Consider the following 20,319-nt stretch of genomic DNA (forward strand, 5'->3'; position numbering starts at 1 on the left):
CTTACTTCACGTCTAATGTTATTTTTTTACGGATACGATTGGTGCGTTGTGTAGGCGACTCCATGTACAACAATGGTTTCAATTCACCTTTCGCCCAAGTATCAATTAAGTCATCATAATGGTTACTTCCCGGATTTCCTGATTGTCCTCCTGGATATACACCATAACCTTTTGGTGTGCCCATTTTGGACAATTCCACCACCAATCGCCAAGAAGGACCGGTTTTCATGGTTGTTGCGTTGACAATTGTACCACCACCACCGATCGGAATATTCAAACGACTCAAAGCATCCATTCCTGGAATTAAGTGGCGTACGCCTGTTTGTTTGTGTTTGTACCATGCCCAAGTTTCTTGACTCATCGGACCATGTTGTTTTTCCAAAGAATCGATATTGGCTTGAAGGGAAAGGCTAATGATATCCGAAATAAGCTCTTTTTTGTTTTTTGTATGCACATTGTCCCACCAAACCGCATTGGGCTCTTCAATCAACATTTTCAAGGTGCGATCAACCGAAGGTTTGTTCATTGGAACATTTTCATCCTGATTAAATTCATCGTCCCAAAGTGCGGACTGCAAGGTAATGACCCAATTTTCAAAAATGGTTGGGGCAATCAAATTAGGTGCGTTTTGCAAATTCCATTGCTTCAATTCTTGAATCACTTTTTGTTGTTTAGCTGTTGGGTTTTTTACTTGTGCCAAAAGCAAAGGCAACATCCGGCGGGCGCGTATATTGAAAACATCATTTTGCAAACCTCTTAAAGAATCAATGGTAACTTTGCTCATACCTTCTAAGCGTTCGTTGATTCTTCTTCCTCGTTCAGAAGGTGCATATTGCCAACCTAAATAATAGGGATAAGATGGATCCGTGGAAAATTGATTAGCCGAGCTAACAAATTGCCGAACGGGATTCAATACGTGCGGATTATGAGCTTGAGGAATATACCCTTGCCAATCCGCCCCAGCATCTGTTCCATCCATCAAATATTTGCCTTGCAATTTCGACTTCAAAGGAAAACGGCCGTTGACCCATAAAGCAATATCCCCTTGATTACTAGCAAATACAAAGTTTTGAGCAGGAGCTGCGTAATAGGTTAAAGCCTCTTTGTAATCGTTGTAATTTTGGGCTCTATTTAAACGATAAAAAGCCGATAATTCTTGAGATTTTTCATGTGCAATCCACTTTAAAGCATGCCCAATAGGAATGTTTGATTTGAATGGTTTTTCATGACTCAAATAAACAACAGGACCATGGTGAGTGAAAAAGATGGTATCTACCATTTCTTTTTTACCTCTAATTTGAAATTTCTCTATTCGCATGGTCGTTTTTTTCCATTTTCCATCATGCCAATATTCTTTTTTGGAAGCATCTTTGAATTTAATTTGATACCAATCCAATACATCCGAACCCACATTGGTTACTCCCCAAGCAATATTTTTATTGAAACCTCCAATCACGTTCGGAGCGCCTGGCATGGTAGAACCATACACATTTACTCCTGGTGCAACCAATTGCATTTGATACCAAATAGAAGGTAGCGATAATGTCAAATGTGGGTCATTCGCTAAAATTGGCAGACCTGAAACCGTTTTGTTACCCGAAACTGCCCAGTTATTTGAACCGATGTTGGGATCTTTTTCAGGAGTTTGCATGGAACTGCCTAAACCTATGAAATCCTTCGGAGCAGCAGGAACAGGGACTGGTTTAAAATCGATGGGAGATCCTGTAGGAATGATGGGACTTTCTTCAAAAGGATAATTCGGAAATAAATTTTCTGCTACTTCCTTGCCATATTGACGAACAATATTGGTCATTTTCAAATCATCCGTTCCAGATGCTAGAACAAACGACATGTTTTTCAAGAACAAGGCACTTTTGATAGGAGCCCAAGGTTCAGGTTGATAATTCAATAATTTATATTCCAAAGGCAGGGTTCTATCTGACAATGAATTAATATAGGCATTTACCCCTTCTGTATAAGAATCCAATGCCAAATTCGACTGAGGATCTGCCATCATCCCTTCTAAAGCTTTTTCCGCTCCATAAACCGCTCCCATTCTTCTTTGGAACTGATCAGAAGCAAGGCCTTTTTCTCCAACGATTTCAGAAATTCGGCCTGCAGCGAAATGCGTTTGAAATTCCATTTGCCACAAACGATCTTTGGCCGTTAAATAACCTTGAGCTAAAAATAAATCATGGTCATCCGTTGCAAAAACATGGGGAATGGCCATTTCATCGTAGAAAACTTGAACAGGTTTGTGAAGTCCTGGAATTTGCAAGGATTCCTCGCTCTGTTCTGACGCCTCGGGGCCTTCTGCATTTTGCCAAAAACCATGAAAAGGACTTAAAAGTTTGCCGAGTGGAGGTATGGTCCCGAAGTTGGAATTTAGTGCATAAGTCCATGCTCCAACCAGAAATAGGGGGAAAATAAGCTTAATTAGTTTCATAATTGTTGAAAAAGTCGATAAAAAGTAAAATTTCAAAGATTTTTTTTTACTTTAAAAAGACAATTTTACACATTTACACTTTAATCAGCAAACAATCTGTTATAATCTAATTGAATTATTTATGAAAAGAAGAACGTTTATCCAAACTGCTGGACTTCTCGGAGCTAGTACAACTTTGAAATCAGAATCAACAAAAGCCTCGGAACCTTTCATCATTGCCACTTGGAAAAACGAAAAAGCGACCATTGCTGGTTATGAAAAATTAATGCAAACGGGTTTGGCCTTGGACGGAGTTGAAGCGGGTGCACGTATTCCAGAAGCTGATCCAAACGACACCTCTGTTGGATATGGTGGATACCCTGATCGCGATGGACATGTGACTTTGGATGCTTGTATTATGGATCACAAAGGCAATGCTGGTTCCGTGACCTTTATGGAAAACATCATGCATCCCATATCGGTGGCAAGAGCCGTGATGGAAAAAACACCCCATGTGATGCTGTCAGGAAAAGGAGCCTATCAATTTGCCATTTCTCAAGGATTTCCACATGAAAATCTATTAACGGAAAAAGCCAAAAACGCTTGGGAAGAATGGAAAAAAGAATCGAAATACGAACCCAAAATCAATATTGAGCGACACGATACCATCGGCTTATTGGGTATAGGTAAAAATGGAGAAATTGCAGGGGCTTGTACAACCAGTGGTCTTGCCTTTAAAATGCACGGAAGAGTTGGAGATTCACCCATCATCGGAGGAGCCGTATTTTGTGATGATGAAGTTGGTGGAGCGTGTGCAACAGGTTTGGGCGAATTTGTCATGAAAACCTTAGGCTCTTTTTTAATCGTTGAATTTATGCGACAAGGAAAATCTCCTCAACAAGCTTGCGAAGAAGCCGTGATACGTATTGTCAAAAGGTATAAATACCAAGATTTTCAAGTTGGATACTTAGCAATCAATAAAAAAGGAGAATATGGTGCGTATTCTATCCAAAAAGGTTTTAATTTCACTATTACGAAAAATGGAGTTACCCAAGTAATCGAAAGTAAATCCTACATGTCTTAAGTGTTTGTGCAATGATTAAAGAAAAAACGACCAAAAAATCCACGGAAAAGAGCAAATTTCTAATTGAAGTTGCTTGGGAGGCCTGTAACCAAGTGGGAGGAATTTACACCGTCATTCGAACCAAGGTTCCATCGATGGTGGAAAAATGGGGAGATGATTATTTGTTATTAGGCCCTTATGTGACTCAAACGGCAGCCGCAGAATTTGAATCCTTGAATGTTACAGATGACACTCCACTTGGAAAAGCGATTCTCTGGATGCGTGAGCAAGGTTATGAAGTCCATTATGGAAACTGGTTGATTACAGGAAAACCCAAAATTGTATTATTTGATATTAAAAGCATTTACGAACAAGTAGATGCCATTAAAGGCCGATTATGGCTTGATCATAAAATTTCTACCTTAGGTGCAGAAGATTTAGTTTCACAAACCATTGCTTTGGGAGAATTAATCCGGTTGTTTTTAACCCAGTTTGCGATTGAGGTAAATAACAAGAAAGATGTGATTGTCCATTTTCATGAATGGATGGCCTCCACATGTTTACCTGATTTAAAGAAAAGCAAAGTTAAAATTTCAACGGTTTTTACCACGCATGCCACCATGCTGGGTCGCTATTTGGCAGGTAATATTCCCAATTTTTATGATGTCATTGACACTTTCGATTGGGCCAAAGAAGCCAAACATTATGGAATCGAAGCGCAAGCTACTTTTGAAAGATTAGCTGCCCAAAAAGCAGATGTCTTAACAACTGTCTCCGATATCACAGCCAAGGAATGTCAATATTTCCTGGGTAGAATTCCAGAGATTATTTTGCCCAATGGTTTGAATATTCAACGATTTGCGGCCTTGCATGAGCATCAAAATTTACATTCGAAATACAAAGAAAGCATTTCCGATTTCGTTATGGGGCATTTTTTCCCTAATCAACCTTTCGATTTGGAACAAACCTTGTATCTATTTACATCGGGCAGATTTGAATATTCCAACAAAGGGTATGACATGACTTTGGATGCCCTGGAAATTCTGAATCGGAAAATGAAAGAGGCTGGTAGTAAGAAAACCATCATTATGTTTTTCATTACCAAACAGCCTTACCATTCCATTGACCCAGAAGTGCTTCATTCTAGAGCAGTGCTGGACGAAATTAGAGAAAATTGCCATTCCATTGAAAAGACAGTAGGAGATAAATTATTTCAAGCCTCCGCTGCTTCCAACGATATGCAATTGCCTGATTTGAACCAATTTGTGGATGAATATTGGAGATTACGTTTACGTAGGACCGTTCAAACATGGAAGTCGCAAAACAGGCCAAAAGTGGTCACTCATTTATTAAAACAAGAAGATGACATCATCCGTAATTTGCATCGTACAAATCTATTGAACAATGCAGACGACAAGGTAAAAATCGTGTATCACCCTGATTTCATTGTTTCAACCAATCCATTGTTTGGCTTAGATTACGGACAATTTGTGAGAGGCTGTCATTTAGGAGTATTTCCAAGTTATTATGAACCTTGGGGCTACACACCATTAGAATGTATGGCGCGTGGTGTACCGACGGTTACATCTGACCTTTCCGGCTTTGGTGATTACATGATGCAAATCATGCACGATTATGAACAATGGGGCGTGGGAGTTGTCAACCGAAAATCGCAAACTTATCAAGAAGCCGCAGAACAATTGGCTAATTTCTTATTCAAATTTGTGCAACAATCTCAAAGAGATCGAATCATGCAAAGAAATCGTGTGGAAAGCATTGCTGATACGTTCGATTGGTCCAATTTAAGAAGTTATTACGATACCGCGCATGAATTAGCGGTGCTAAAAAAAAGGAAATAGCGATTTAGGTAAAAGGTAATAGGTAAAAGGTAATAATGCGAATTAAGGGTTAAAAACTAAAATTCAGGATCTTTTCTAATAATTGTGGCTAAATCAAATTTAATTACAATTTTCCTGGCCAACAATGCAATTTTCTGGTTAATTCATTTTCTATGGCATTTCTTTTTTTGAAAAAAAAAGAAACAAAAAAACTTATTAGTCGCAAGTTAATCCAAGACGAATCAGCAAGCTGACCGATTTTCACTACGCTTTCGGCTATTTTCTTTGACCCTGACGCACATCGCCCATGCGCATTGTCAAAGCTCCGCCTACCGCTTCGCTCAAATCTTTCGTCGGATTAACCGCAAATTCATTTATAAGACCTGAAAAGAATAAATAGCGTCCGCCGATCTCGGTTACTGGACTTGGCGAAGTATTGAAGCTAAAAGCGGTAATTAAGAGATTAATAATTGGAAATTTCAACCCTTAATACGCATTAATAGGTAATAGGTAATAGGTATTAGTGTTTAGTTATTAGTGTTTAGTTATTAGTGTTTAGTTAAAGTTTCCTATTAGTGCGAATTAAGGGTTGAATTTATTATTAGGTTCTGTTCTAAACGTATGTTTAAAAGCGAACTTGTATTTGCTAATCCCTTATTCGTTTGACAAAAATGCAATTTGCTGGCTAATTCTTTTTCTATGGTATTTCTTTTTTTTGAAAAAAAAGAAACAAAAAAACTTTTTTCTTTTTTCTCTTGGTGTTAACACAAGGGACACAAAGATTATTTCATCCGTCTAACCTGAATGGATTATTTGTTCAAAACGAATATCAACTTTGAATTCGCACTATTTCCTATTACCTTTTACCTATTACCTATTACCTTTTACCTTTTACCTATTACCTATTACCTATTACCTCAATTCGGGTCTACGTCCAACACCACACTGACGCCTTTGAAAATTTTAGAGGTTTTGATTTCGTCCAATTCATCTCGTAATAAAGTTTTGAATTTGGCCAAAGCAAGGCCTTTTTCCATTTTGATCAAAATTTCCATGACGAATTGATTGCGTACTCGCTCAATCAAGGGCCTTTCAGGTCCGAGTACTCGGCCATGGCCAAAGGTAGCTTTTAACCTATGCCCCATTTCTTTAGCAGCCTGTTCCACCACAGAAGCTTCTATGTGTTTAATGATTATTTTGATGAGTCGACTATAGGGTGGATAATGATATCCTTCCCTTTCTTTGATTTCTTCATCGTACAAGGATTCAAAATCATTGTTCAAGATAAATTCGAAAATTCGATGACCTGGTTGATTGGTCTGAATGAAAACCTGTCCTTGTTCTTCTCGTCTTCCTGCCCTACCCGCCACTTGAGTCATTAACTGGAATGCTCGTTCATGAGCTCGAAAGTCCGGAAAATTGACCGACTTATCCGCATCAAAAATGGCAACTGTTGATAGTCCCTCAAAATCCAGCCCTTTGGCCACCATTTGAGTTCCCACGATGACATCGATATTACCGGATTGAATTTCTGAAAGCAAAGAATTAAAGGCGGTTTTGGAACGTGTAGTATCCAAATCCATTCGGCCAATACGGGCATCCGGAAGATGCAATTGCAATTCTTCTTCGATTTTTTCCGTGCCATAACCCATGGTTTTCAATTGGGTACTTCCACAAGCGGCGCATCTTCTCAACAAACCCTCTTTGTAGCCACAATAATGGCAACGTAATTCTTGATCTTTGGAATGATAGGTTAAACTAACATCGCAATTGGTACAAGTGGCAATCCAATCACAATCTTGGCATTGCAAATAAGGCGAATAGCCCCTCCTATTTTGAAACAATAAACTCTGTTGACCTTTAGCAAAATTCCCTTTCAAAACTTCTAATAAATCAAGTGAAAATCCACCCGTCATTTGTTTCATTTTCGCTGCCGACTTTGTATCAATGAGTTCAATATTTGGCAATTGAGCAGTTCCAAATCGTTCTTTCAATTTGACTAATCCAAATTTTCCTTCTTTAGCTTGATAATAGGTTTCGATGGATGGTGTAGCAGAACCCAATAGAACTTTGGCTCCATGATTTTTGGCCAACACCATTGCTACATCCCTCGCATGATAACGAGGTGCAGGATCTTGCTGTTTAAAAGAAGATTCATGTTCTTCATCCACAATGATTAAACCAAGGCTTGAAAAAGGTAAAAAAACGGATGAGCGAACGCCCACCACGAAAGGATACTTACCTTCTACAATCGATTTCCAAACTTCCACACGTTCATTATCGGAGAATTTCGAATGGTAGATACCCACTTGCTCGCCAAAAATACGCTTGAGTCGGATGACAATTTGGGTAGTTAAAGCAATTTCGGGCAAAAGATATAAGACTTGATCCCCATTGGCTAAAGCTTCTTGGATCAATTTGATGTAAATTTCTGTTTTTCCACTTCCGGTAATGCCATGCAACAGAACGACGTCTTTTTGTTGGAATTCCTGCAAGATGGAATGATAGGCCTTTTGTTGAGGAGTATTGAGTTCAACTGTCTTGGCTTCAAAATCGTCTGAATCCGACCCAAAACGGGAAATAATCACTTCAAAAGATTCAAAAATTTGATTTTTTATCAGGGTTTTCAAGGAACTTTCCGATAACTCTCCTTCTGAAAAGCTGGATTTCTCTAATCCTTTCTGATTCAATTCAGGTTGACGAAGAACCGGAATAAAACGCAAATAATGCAACAAAATGGCGATTTGCTTGGGTTTATCTTCCAGAAGCTTAATGAGCTCCAATAATTTTTCATTGCTTTGCCATTCCTGACAAAGTCGAATTTTCCGAATTACTTTTGGGGTGTATCGATCTTTTAATTCATCAAAAATCAAAATTGCACCTTTCCCCACCATGGATTTAATGATGTGATAAGGGCTTTTCACATCGGCAATTTTGGCAATTTCATCATAAACCAAAGCTCCTTTTTCTTCCAACATTTGTTGGACAAGTATTTCCTTTTCATTGAGCAAATCTTGGTCATCAAAAGAAGGATTTAATTGAACTTTGGATTGGCTTGATATTTTCAATCCAGCAGGCAAAGCGATTTGGAATACTTCACCTGGATAACACAAATAATACTCTGCAACCCAATGAAACAATTTAATTTGCGCCATGGTCACCAAAGGACTATCATCCAAAACTTCCAATAGGTATTTCGCTTGATAGTTTTTTGGTGGATGGGTATGAATATCCAGAATTAAACCAGTCAAGACTTTCGAAGTTCCAAAAGGCACAACAACACGGATACCAGTCTGCATATTTTCATTCCAAACCCTCGGAACGCGATAGGTAAAATGCCTTGGAATGGGCAGCGGCAAAAGCACATCGACAAATAAGGTTGACTCTTCTGAATCCAACAATGACATCTTGAAAAATTGAGTTTACAAAGAAAAGTAAAAAAAATTGATTCAAAGATTAAAATAATTGGTAAGTGATGAATAGTTTATAGAGTTAATTTTTCTATTTTCAAACTTCCAAAGAAAACCTATTTGACTTACGTACAGAATGGCAAAATTAAATATCAATGTAAATACCAGTAATCGCTATGATGCCATTGTGATTGGCTCGGGTATGAGTGGCGGCTGGGCAGCCAAAGAACTTTGTGAAAAAGGACTAAAAACACTCGTTTTAGAAAAAGGCCGAATGGTTAATCACATTGATGATTATCCGACCATGATGCAAGATGCTTGGGATATGGAGCATCGAGGAGCCCTAAGCACTGAAGATCGGGCAAAGCATCACATTCAGATTAGAAGCGGTTTTGTAGGAGAATCTACCAAGCATTTTTTTACCAACGATTTAGAAAATCCTTATGAAGAAAAACAGCGTTTCGATTGGATTCGCGGGAATCATGTGGGGGGGCGGTCTTTGACTTGGGGTAAACATGTATATCGTTGGTCCAACTACGATTTTGAAGCAAATGTCAGAGAAGGAATCGCTGTGGATTGGCCCATTCGGTACAAAGATATCGCCCCTTGGTATTCCTATGTTGAAAAATTTGTGGGTGTCAGCGGTGAAAAATTGGGATTAGACCATTTGCCAGATGGCGAATTCTTACCTCCAATGGAATTGAATTGTTTGGAAAAACATTTCAAAGAAAAGATTCAATCCAATTACCAAAACAACAGATATGTCACTATAGGTCGTGTCGCACATTTAACAGAAGCCAAACCATGGCATTTGGATTTAGGGAGAAGTCAATGTCAAAACCGAAATAGATGTAGCCGTGGTTGTCCATATGGTGCGTATTTTAGTTCCAATTCGGCGACCTTACCTGCAGCTAACCGAACAGGTAACTTTACCATTCGCCCAAATTCCGTGGTGCATTCGATCATTTTGGACCCAAAATCCAATAAAGCCATTGGAGTAAAAATCTTGGACGCCACCACCCATGAAGAAATCGATTTTTTTGCCAAAATCATTTTCTCATGTGCTTCAACCTTGGCAAGTACCCAAATTTTATTGAACTCAAAATCAAGTAGATTCCCCAATGGTTTAGGAAATGATAGTGGGGAATTGGGCCATAATTTAATGGATCATCATTATCATGTAGGAGCCTTAGGTACTTTCGATGGCATGGAAGATCAATTTTACAAAGGACGTAGGCCTACGGGAATTTTTATTCCCAAATATGTGAACATCAATGATCAAAGTAAAAATGCAGATTTTTTAAGGGGCTACGATTACCAAGGAGCTAATTCCAGTAGAGCGGATTGGGGAAGAGGAAATTCAGAAGTGGGCGTTGGGGAGCAATTTAAAGATTCTTTAATGAAACCTGGAGGTTGGAGCATGGGACTTATGGGATTTGGGGAGGTTTTACCTTACCATGAAAACCAAGTAAGTTTAAGCAAAGACAAAGTTGACAAATGGGGTATTCCACAATTGGTTTTTGACGCAGGTTTGAAAAAAAATGAATGGGAAATGCGTAAGAAAATGAAAACGGATGCCGCAGAAATGTTGGAAAATGCTGGATTTAAAAACATTGAAATGTTTGATAATGTAGGCGGATTGGGAAATGGGATTCATGAAATGGGGACAGCAAGAATGGGTAAAGACCCTAAAACATCTGTTTTAAATGGATTCAATCAAGTCCATTCAGTACCCAATGTTTTTGTCACGGATGGCGCTTGCATGACTTCTGCAAACTGCGTTAATCCATCCATTACTTATATGGCTTTAACAGCAAGAGCCGTCGATCATGCTGTCAATGAACTAAACCGTAAAAATTTATAAGATGGATCGCAGAGAATATATTCGTCAGACCAGTTTATTTTTAGGCTACGGCCTTTCTGTTGGAACGATTTCGAGTTTATTAAGTTCTTGTCAAGAAGAGGCCCAATTCTCTTGGAAACCCGTATTTTTCGACAATCACCAAGCCAATACCATCGCAGAAATAGCGGAAACGATTTGTCCTAAAACCAAAACACCCGGAGCGAAAGAAGTCGGTGTTCCACAATTTATCGATAAGATGGTCAAAGAGGTGATGAATGAAAATGAGCAAAAAGAATTCGCAGAAGGGATTGAAGAATTAGATGAGTTGTGTGAAAAACAATTTGGAAAAAAATTCATGAATTGCGACAAAAATGATAAAGAAAAAATATTGGTTCAATTGGACAAAGAATCGCCACACTTCGCACCCAATTTATGGGGTATCGAATTGGTCGAAAAACCTGAACCCATCACCTTTTTCAGAAAAGTAAAAAGCCTTGTATTGATGGGTTATTTTACCTCTGAAAAAATTGGCAAGGAAGTGTTAGTTTATGACCCCGTTCCTGGAAGATATTTACCTTGTATGCCATATAAGGGAGAAAACAATTGGACAGAGTAGGGATTTTCTCCCTACTTTTTAAAGATTTTCTTTTCACCCAAAATCCAAATAGGAGTTTGAGCTGAATTGGTTAGAGAACGCTTCTTACTCGAGTAAAACTGAATATGCTTTAAAGCTTCTTCAATGTCATCTGTGAATAAAATATGGTCGTAATCAGAAGGGCCTACTGTTTTTTCATCCACCAATTTGCCCAAAAAATCCATCATTTTTTCGTAATGATCAAGGCCCATGACTACCACAGGAAAATGTTGGATTTTACCCGTTTGAATCAAGGTAATTACTTCAAAAAACTCATCCAAAGTCCCTAAGCCACCTGGCATGACTACAAAGCCCGTTGAATATTTGCGTAGTAATTCTTTCCGCACGAAAAAGTATTTGATATTCACCATTTTATCTAAAAACGGATTAGGCTTTTGTTCAAAGGGTAATTCGATATTGCATCCTAATGACAATCCTCCGCCGTTTTTAGCACCTTTATTGGCTGCTTCCATGATACCAGGCCCTCCACCAGTCATGATGGCAAAACCTAGTTTTGATAATCTACTCGCCATTTCCTTTGTCAATTCATAATATTCATGTCCAGCTGGATAGCGTGCAGAACCAAAAATGGTGATACATGGGCCGATAAAATGTAAATTTCGGAATCCTTTGATAAACTGAAATAATACTTCCAAAGAGAAGGTAAATTCTTTCCATCTAGATCGTGGCCCTTTTAAAAATTCAACATCACTATTTACTTCCATAAAAATTATTTTACATCAAATTAGAAAATTATTTCCTACTTTCAATCGAAAATTTGTTTAAACAGATGAAACCTATTTACCTAATTTTACTTTGCATTGGCTGCATAAATATCTTGCATGCCCAATATTCCGATCCAAAAAAGGATTATCTCGTTTATCCCAATTCGGAAAATTCGAAAATTATCGAAAATGAAAAGTACATCATTTTAGATAACGGATTAGTCCGAAGAACATTTTACAAAGGTCCCAATTTAGTTTGTACGGATTACTTAAATTTGACGAACCAGCAACAATTACTTCGTGCGATTCAAGCAGAGGCGAAAATAACCATCAACGGTAAATCCTATGAGATTGGTGGCTTGCATGGACAAAAAGAACGGGCTTATTTATTACCACAATGGTTAGGAAATTTCACCTCGCATGAAGAAGATTTTCAATTTATTGGTTGGGATAAGCAAGATAAAACACCTTTTATTCAATGGAAAAATACCACTTGGGCGAGTAATCTAAAGCAAGCAACAGGTAAACATGTCATTTTTCATTTTGCTTCCAAATTACCTGAATTAAAGGATTTAATTGTTCACATCCATTATGAAATCATCGATCATTTACCATTGATCGTGAAATGGGTCAGTATTGAAAATAAATCCAATCAAGTTTTTGAGATTGACCGAGTGGTAAATGAGGTGCTGAGTTTGGTTGAAGAGGAAAGTGCGGTAGTCGGTAAACCGGAAGAAATGAAAAAACAACATGGCATTTACGTCGAAACCAATTATGCTTTTAATAATGCCATGCGGTATGACATCAGTGACCAAACTACCCATTGGAATGTTGAACCCAATTATACCTCACAAGTCAATTATAATTTTGAAACTCCTTGCCTGCTAGAAGTCTATCCCGAAAAAGCGCCTGGTATTGATTTAAAACCGGGAGAAATTGTTCATTCGCCTAGGACACATGAATTATTAATGGACACGTATGATCGTCAGCGACGTGGTTTGGCCATTCGGAAAATGTATCAAACCATTGCGCCTTGGACCACTCAAAATCCCATATTTATGCATTTGGTTAGTAAAAATGACCAAGAGGTTATCAATGCCATTGACCAATGCGAAGAAACGGGTTATGAAGCAGTCATTTTAAGTTTTGGTAGTCATTTAAACATGGAAAATAACTCCAAAGAAAATATATCCAAATGGAAAAAATTAGCTGATTATGCGCATCAAAAAAAGATTCTTTTAGGAGGTTATTCACTATTTAGTAGTCGGAAAATCAGCGAAGAAGATGATGTCATTGACCCCAAAACCGGAAAAACAGGTGGTGCATTTTTTGGAAATGCTCCTTGTTTTGGAAGTAAATGGGGATTGGATTATCGAGATAAAATCAAACAATTCTTCACCGAAACGGGATTTGATATTTGGGAAAATGATGGCCCATACCCTGGTGATGTATGTGCTTCAACTACTCATCCAGGACACCGCAACTTAAAGGATTCCCAGTGGAGGCAAATGGAAATTCAAAAAGAATTATACCATTGGTTAAATGAAAAAGGGGTTTACATCAATGCACCGGATTGGTATTTTTTGGATGGCACTCATAAAATAGCGATTGGTTATCGGGAAGTCAATTTTTCACTTTCTCGTGAACAACAAAAAATATTGAATCGACAAAATATACATGACGGGACCATAGAAAAAAATGCCAGTATGAGTTGGGGATTTGTGCCCTTAACCAAATACCAAGGCGGCGGACCAGAAGCTGTTTTAGAACCATTAAGTGAACATTTGAAAGATTATGAGCAATTGATGATCCAATATTATGGTGCTGGAGTGCAAGCTTGTTACCGAGGACCCAGATTATATGATACGGAGGAAACCAAGAAGTTAGTCGTAAAAACGATTAATTGGTATAAGAAATATCGAGCTATTTTAAATTCGGAAATGATTCAACTTCGCAGAGCGGATGGAAGAGATTGGGACGGATTTATTCATGTGAATCCCAAATTGAAAGATAAGGGCTTTATCATGTTGTATAATCCCAAAGATGAGAAAATAGAAAGAACGATTAAAGTCCCTCTTTACTACACCGGAATTGAAAAAGTCGCACATGTAACCAACAAAAACGGAGAAAAAACAACAGTAAAATTGAATGCCCAAAAAGATATTGAGCTAAAAGTTCAGTTAGATGCCAATTCATTTACTTACTTTGTAGTAAATTAAATAATCAAATTGAAAATAATCGTCATAGGAGGAGGAGCTGCAGGATATTTTGCTGCTATCAACGCAAAAGAAAATAATCCCAAAGCAGAGGTTCAAATTTTTGAAAAAACCAGCAAAGTTTTGGCAAAAGTAAAGGTATCTGGAGGGGGAAGGTGCAATGTGACCAATGCCACTTTCAATAATCGAATATTGTCAGAAAAATACCCTAGAGGTGAAAAATTTCTTAGAAAAGCCTTTGAACAATTCAATGCTAAATCAACCATAGAATGGTTTGAGTCAAGAAAAGTACCCTTAAAAACCTACCCTGATTTATGTATTTTCCCGGAGTCGAATGACTCTCAAACGATTGTAAGTTTATTTCAAACGGAAGCTTATCGATTAGGCATTGATGTATTTTTATATCATGGAGTAGAAGAAATAGAGAAGGTAGAAAATGGTTTTGAATTGACCTTAAAAGACTCGAAAGTTTTTGCCAATAAGGTAATTATCACAGCCGGAGGGCAGTCTAAATTATCTCAGTTCCAATGGATGGAAAAATTAGGGCATCCAATTATATCTCCTGTACCTTCCTTATTTACCTTCAACATGCCGAATGAAAACATCAAAGATTTGATGGGTATTGTGGTTGAAAAAACCAAAGTTCGAATTGAGGGGAAAAAATTATTGGGTTCCGGACCTTTATTAGTGACACATTGGGGTATGAGTGGTCCTGCCATTTTACAACTATCCGCATGGGGAGCTCGAATTTTGGAAGAATTGACTTATGATTTTTCAATTTTAGTCAATTGGTTAGATGAATTGAAAGAACAAGATGTAAGGACTTTGATCGAACAAAACATCAAAGAGCATGGTGGAAAAATGTTAAGTAATTGGAATCCATTCCCCTTCCCTAGCCGACTTTGGTTATATCTTTTAGGGAAAAACGAGATCATTCCTGCCACTCGCTGGGTCGATTTAAATGGAAAAAATATCAATAAACTGGTCAATACATTAATCAATGACCGGTATCAAGTCAAGGGCAAAACCACCTTCAAGGAAGAATTCGTTACCGCAGGCGGAGTCGATTTGCAAGAAATTGAAGTCAACACCATGGAAAGTAAAATTTGTCCGGGATTGTATTTCGCCGGGGAAATTATGGATATCGATGGAATTACGGGAGGTTTTAATTTTCAGGCTGCTTGGACTACCGCGTGGATTGCAGGGAAAAATGCGGCAGGTTAGGTGATGTAGTTAGGAGAGAAAACGGGAAAAGAGAAAAGAGAAAACGGGAAAAGAGAAAACGGGAAAAGAGAAAAGAGAAGACGGGAAAAGAGAAAACGGGAAAACGAGAAAACGAGAAAAGAGAAAACGAGAAAAGAGAAAACGGGAAAAGAGAAGACGGGAAAAGAGAAAACGGAAAAGAGAACGTTGGATGAGCGGAGTCGAAGTCCAGTGCGTTGAGCGTAACTATGAAAACAATTTTATCAAACAATTGAACTTTTTAACCATTAAATTGCAGGGGGTAAGGGGCCCCATTACCCCATAAAAAATGGTAAGGAAAATACCTAAATGAACACTTATATTTTTCCTCAAATAACTGATTTTTTCCCTATCCTTTTAACTATTTTAATTTTCAAGGACACAAGGCGCCATGGGGGTTGAGGTAAGCTGTGTGTTAAATAGCCATTCTTTAAGCAGAGCCGAAGTCAAAAGCGGTGCGAATAGTTTTGAAAACAATTTTATCAAACAATTGAACTTTTTAACCATTAAATTGCAGGGGGTAAGGGGCCCCATTACCCCATAAAAAATGGCAAGGATAATAACTATATGAAAACTTATATTTTTCATCATTAACCAATTTTTTCTCGATCATTTCTTCCATTTGATATTTAAAGGTAGCCACCTCGGCTGAGGTAAAAGGTAAAAATTGGATATCAGGATAAATATTTTCATTTTTGGAATTAAATTTAACAAATCTAAAACCTGTCTATGAAAAATACTTACCAAAAAATACTTGGACTTTCGTTATTGGTATCCATGGCAACGAACTTGTTCGCTATGAAAAATGATACACCCAAATTAGATGAATCTATCAAATTACCTGCAAGATTCAAAGCTGAAATTTTAGCAACTGAGTTAGGTGCAACCAGACATTTAACCGTAGGAAAAAACGGTGATATTTATGTAAAACTATCCAAGTTAAAGGATGGAAAAGGGATATACCGTCTAAGAGACACGGACAAAGATGGCACCATGGATGAAAAAACCTTGTTTGGAAATTTTACCGGAACAGGGATTTTGCTAAAGGATGGATTTCTTTATGCTTCCTCCAACAAAGGTTTATACCGTTACAAATTAAATGAAAAGGAAGAGGTTATTGATGTAGAAAAACCAGAAAATATTGTAGATGGTTTGATGGATCACGGAAGAGACAATGCGAAAACCTTTTCCATCGACAATAAATCAAATGTATACATCACCATCGGCTCTGACAACGATGCGTGTCGGGTAAAAGGCACTGGAAAAGGCATGGTTCCTTGTACATTGTTGGACTCTGCAGGTGGAATTTGGAGATTCAACGTTACAAAATTGAATCAGACATTTAAAGATGGACATCGATATGTGACAGGAATTAAAAATGCTGTTGGACAAGCCTGGAATTTTAAAACAAACAGTTTATTTGCTACTGCTCATGGAAGAGGCGTTTTCCATGATTTCTATCCACAATATTACACTCCAGAGCAAAGTCAAATTATACCTGCTGAGACAATCTACCAATTCAAAGACGGTGATGATGGTGGATGGCCTCAAACTTATTACGATCAATTTCAAAAGAAGAAAATTTTGGCTCCTGAATATGGAGGTGATGGCAAAAAAACAGGCGGTGAAACTGCTGTTAATCCTTCCGTGGCTTTTCCTGCCCATTTAGGCCCCAATGATATCATGTTTTATACGGGAAACATGTTCCCTGCAAAATATAAAAATGGCGCTTTTGTGGCATTTCATGGACAATCTGCCGAATTAAAGAAAGGTTATTTTGTGGCATTTGTTCCTTTTGTGAATGGCAAGCTTTCTGACAAATGGGAGATTTTTGCAGATAATTTCTCCGGAGTTGATTTAGCTAAACCAACCGGCCCAATTCAACATAGACCTTGTGGATTAGCGCAAGGACCCGATGGCTCTCTTTATGTTTGCGACGATTTGGGTGGAACTGTTTGGAAAATTAGTTACAAATAAGAGAGAGAAAACGGGAAAAGAGAAAACGAGAAAAGAGAAAAGATGGCATTGGGCACCATCTCAAAAAAAATGCTATGTTTTTAGGTTGTCTTTCTTATTCTTTTCTCTTTTTCTCTTTTCTACTTAATTAACTCTAAAACTATACACCATTGTAGGCGTACTTGATTGACCATCGCTTGATTTAATAGCCCAATAATAAACTTTATTGGAAACCACAGAAGCAGAAGCTGTTGAAGCTGTCGTTTTGATGGCTGTTGTTTCTCTTTTTTCCACTTTGGATTGAAGAGTATCCAAATAAACCTCATAACTTAAATTGGGCGAATCAGGATCTGAACCCGACCACTGTAAATTCACTTTTCCAGCACTAGCTGAAACCGTTGCACCTGAAGCTGGAAAAATAATTGTTGCAGGAAAAGGAGCATATTGTGTAATTCCATTTCCAGATAAATAAAAATTCCAAGTTGGGCTAACAGAGGTCTGCTTTGTTTTGCTCGATTTTGAAACTACTTGCCAAGAATAAGGAACTCCTCGATATAAAGTCACCGTTGCCCGATCACTTTTTACATTTTGAGTACTTACCGAATTATTTGTCAAATTCTTTATTTCCAAATCATAGCTTTCTGCATTAGAAGATAATTGCCAAGAAAACAAAACATCACTACTAAATGAACTACTGTTTTCTCCTGCTAAACATATACTACTGTTATCTGGCTTTAATAGGCTAACGGCTGCTGGCGGATTTAAATCGACTGGCGCAGGTGCAGGAGTAATCGAATCATTTGATTTGCTACAAGAGATTAAATTGGCGACTAGCCAGCAGCTAAAGATTAATTTTCTCATAACTTAATTACTTTACAAATTTGATTAACAGTGGCTGACTTGACTTGTATTAAATATAAACCTGAAACCATGGCACTTAAATCCAGATCGAAATATCGTTCAGAATTAACCTCTTTTTCCGCCAAAAACAACTGATGACCTGAAGAGTTAAATACTTGAACACCCACTTTTTCGTCTAAACCGGTCACATAAACTTTTACGGGTCCAGGGCTTGGATTCGGGAAACATGTTACATTTTCCGAAATAAATATCTCTTTTTTATAAATACCTTGACAAGGTTGTTGGGTACTCACTTGTAAAATATTTAATCCGGAAGATAAATTCACTTTCCAATTACTTCCAGTCACTTGCGTTTCTACATCATTTAAATGTACGATGTATTCATCAGCACCAGATAAATTCAGCGACAAGGATTTTTTATCTGTATCCACACTTGAATTTACTTTGATAGGATCTGGCTCAACCACTTTCACATCGAAGGATTGGAGATAGTTCGCTACATTTTCAATTTTAATTTGAATGGAATACATTCCTGAGTTCAAACCATTCAAACTAACTTCTTTTGAACCTATCGGAATGTTGATATCCTTGCTAAACTTATTAGGACCCAATATAGAAATCAAATAGTTATAAGATTTATTGGCGACTGCTATTTTCAATGCTCCATTGTTGGAACCTACACAAGTAGAGGATAATAATTCAATGGTGTAGTTATTATTGGGCATCGTAAAAATGGCACAACCCGTCACATCAACAATCGTACCGGCAGGTGTGTCTGGACATTTGTCATAAATATCAGCTACTCCATCATTATCGGAATCAACAAATGCTGGTTTGATCAATTGAATCGGAGTGAATTCTTGATACAAAATTTGCTGATTATTGGCTTTGCTGGAACCTAACCATTGATTCAGTAGGGATGAATATGCCTGACGATAATCAAATTGCAAAGGTAAATCGTAATTCATTTTATAATCGCTCGGAATCTCAGGATTGGTACCCACAACACCCGATTTTACTGCATTACCAAATACAAACATCGGTGCAACGGTACCATGATCGGTTCCTAAGCTACCGTTGGCGTGGACGGTTCGACCAAATTCAGACATCGTTACTCCCACCACACGATCACCTATATTCTCCGCATCCAAATTTTTCATTAAGGTTATCACCGAATCATTGATTTGTTTCAACAGGGAAGCATGTTGACCTTTGGTTTTATCAGCAGAATCAATTTGTTGATTATGCGTATCAAAACCTCCAATTCGAACCATATAAACGCGAGTATTCAAACCCCCAGAAATTAATTTCTGTACAATTTTCATTTGATTACCCAATTCGTTGTTCTGAAATTCGTAAGCGGTTTTACCTTTAGCAAAGGTGTCTTTTACAATTTGCCCATACACTTGCGATTGTTTTCCTATCAATTGCAAGTAAGCCAACTTAGAACCTTGCAATGTGGCAGGGTAAGTGTTCGTAAAAGGATTCATTAATTTATAAAACTGTTCAGGATTATTATAAATTAAGCTTGTAAACGAATTTAGACCTTGAAAAAGTAAGGTGGATTGCCAACCAATTTCAATGGATAGAGGATGGGGAAACTGAGCATTTGGATAAGCCTGTGGATAAGTAGGGTGCTGAGATTCGATATATCGAGCCATCCAACCACTTGATAAATTTTGATCCGCATTCGAACCCGTCATCCATATATCAGATGAACGAAAATGCGAATAATTGGGCTTTTGATATCCGACCGATTGAATGACGGCCAATCGATCCTCATTGATCAAAGAATTAAATCCTTCCAAAGCAGGATGTAAACCTGTACTACCAAATTTAATAGGGATAATTTTTTTCTCCTCCATCAAAATTTTGGAACGCACCTTATTTAAATTTTCGTATTTATCTAAAGGAAAAACTGTATTTAAACCATCGTTTCCTCCATCTAAACGAATAATAATTAAAATTTTATCTCTTTCTGCCGTGCTAGATAAAGCAGAATTTTGATCAAATAATTGTGCTAAACCCCAGTTCGGTAAAATACTTGGCAAGGCTGCCAAATGGGCCATATTGTGCAAGAAATCGCGTCTATTTATCTGTCCCATC

The 20,319-nt window shown here is 37.8% G+C and carries 13 protein-coding genes; 8 read left to right on the forward strand and 5 right to left on the reverse strand.

From position 1 onward, the window contains the following. Position 1: 1 nt before the first annotated feature. Positions 2-2,446, reverse strand: coding sequence for a penicillin acylase family protein (locus tag V7S76_RS03960; RefSeq protein ID WP_459508743.1), 2,445 nt, complete (start codon positions 2,444-2,446; stop codon positions 2-4). A 121-nt stretch (positions 2,447-2,567) separates the two neighbouring features. Here V7S76_RS03960 and V7S76_RS03965 point away from each other — a divergent pair, with 121 nt between their 5' ends. Both V7S76_RS03965 and V7S76_RS03970 read left to right on the forward strand, forming a co-directional pair. After that, positions 2,568-3,509, forward strand: a complete 942-nt coding sequence (locus V7S76_RS03965; RefSeq protein ID WP_459508744.1) for a N(4)-(beta-N-acetylglucosaminyl)-L-asparaginase — start codon at positions 2,568-2,570, stop codon at positions 3,507-3,509. A gap of 11 nt (positions 3,510-3,520) precedes the next feature. Beyond that, entirely contained in the window at positions 3,521-5,347 is a 1,827-nt protein-coding gene (locus V7S76_RS03970; RefSeq protein ID WP_459508745.1) for a glycosyltransferase, read from the forward strand. A gap of 896 nt (positions 5,348-6,243) precedes the next feature. Here the strand turns inward: V7S76_RS03970 and priA are convergent. Then, positions 6,244-8,733 (reverse strand): replication restart helicase PriA, encoded by a 2,490-nt coding sequence (gene priA, locus V7S76_RS03975; RefSeq protein WP_459508746.1) that lies wholly within the window; start codon positions 8,731-8,733, stop codon positions 6,244-6,246. A 139-nt stretch (positions 8,734-8,872) separates the two neighbouring features. Here priA and V7S76_RS03980 point away from each other — a divergent pair, with 139 nt between their 5' ends. Both V7S76_RS03980 and V7S76_RS03985 read left to right on the forward strand, forming a co-directional pair. Continuing rightward, positions 8,873-10,600 carry a GMC oxidoreductase gene (locus V7S76_RS03980; protein ID WP_459508747.1) on the forward strand — a complete coding sequence of 576 codons (1,728 nt, stop codon included), beginning with the start codon at positions 8,873-8,875 and terminating at the stop codon, positions 10,598-10,600. Position 10,601: 1 nt separating this feature from the next. After that, entirely contained in the window at positions 10,602-11,195 is a 594-nt protein-coding gene (locus tag V7S76_RS03985) for a gluconate 2-dehydrogenase subunit 3 family protein (RefSeq protein ID WP_459508748.1), read from the forward strand. Between the two features lie 11 nt (positions 11,196-11,206). On the opposite strand, the gene V7S76_RS03990 is transcribed toward V7S76_RS03985, so the two are convergent. After that, a complete protein-coding gene (locus V7S76_RS03990; protein WP_459508749.1) occupies positions 11,207-11,938 on the reverse strand; it encodes an LOG family protein in 732 nt (243 codons plus the stop codon). A gap of 65 nt (positions 11,939-12,003) precedes the next feature. On the opposite strand from V7S76_RS03990, the gene V7S76_RS03995 reads away from it, so the two are divergent. The 4 genes from V7S76_RS03995 to V7S76_RS04010 all read left to right on the forward strand — a co-directional run bounded on the left by V7S76_RS03995 (position 12,004) and on the right by V7S76_RS04010 (position 17,373). After that, a complete protein-coding gene (locus V7S76_RS03995; protein ID WP_459508750.1) occupies positions 12,004-14,157 on the forward strand; it encodes an alpha-galactosidase in 2,154 nt (717 codons plus the stop codon). Between the two features lie 9 nt (positions 14,158-14,166). Beyond that, entirely contained in the window at positions 14,167-15,378 is a 1,212-nt protein-coding gene (locus tag V7S76_RS04000; RefSeq protein ID WP_459508751.1) for a BaiN/RdsA family NAD(P)/FAD-dependent oxidoreductase, read from the forward strand. Then, a complete protein-coding gene (locus V7S76_RS04005; RefSeq protein ID WP_459508752.1) occupies positions 15,336-15,572 on the forward strand; it encodes a hypothetical protein in 237 nt (78 codons plus the stop codon). The genes V7S76_RS04000 and V7S76_RS04005 overlap by 43 nt, the downstream gene beginning before the upstream one ends. Before the next feature lie 601 nt (positions 15,573-16,173). Continuing rightward, on the forward strand, positions 16,174-17,373 hold the full coding sequence (locus V7S76_RS04010; protein ID WP_459509053.1) for a PQQ-dependent sugar dehydrogenase: 1,200 nt from the start codon (positions 16,174-16,176) through the stop codon (positions 17,371-17,373). 123 nt (positions 17,374-17,496) lie between these two features. On the opposite strand, the gene V7S76_RS04015 is transcribed toward V7S76_RS04010, so the two are convergent. Further along, the gene (locus V7S76_RS04015; protein WP_459508753.1) at positions 17,497-18,213 is read right to left on the reverse strand and encodes a hypothetical protein; all 717 of its coding nucleotides are present in this window, start codon (positions 18,211-18,213) and stop codon (positions 17,497-17,499) included. Next, entirely contained in the window at positions 18,210-20,318 is a 2,109-nt protein-coding gene (locus tag V7S76_RS04020) for a DUF1501 domain-containing protein (RefSeq protein WP_459508754.1), read from the reverse strand. The genes V7S76_RS04015 and V7S76_RS04020 overlap by 4 nt, the downstream gene beginning before the upstream one ends. Position 20,319 lies beyond the last annotated feature (1 nt).

This window comes from Aquirufa sp. ROCK2-A2 (assembly GCF_054558485.1).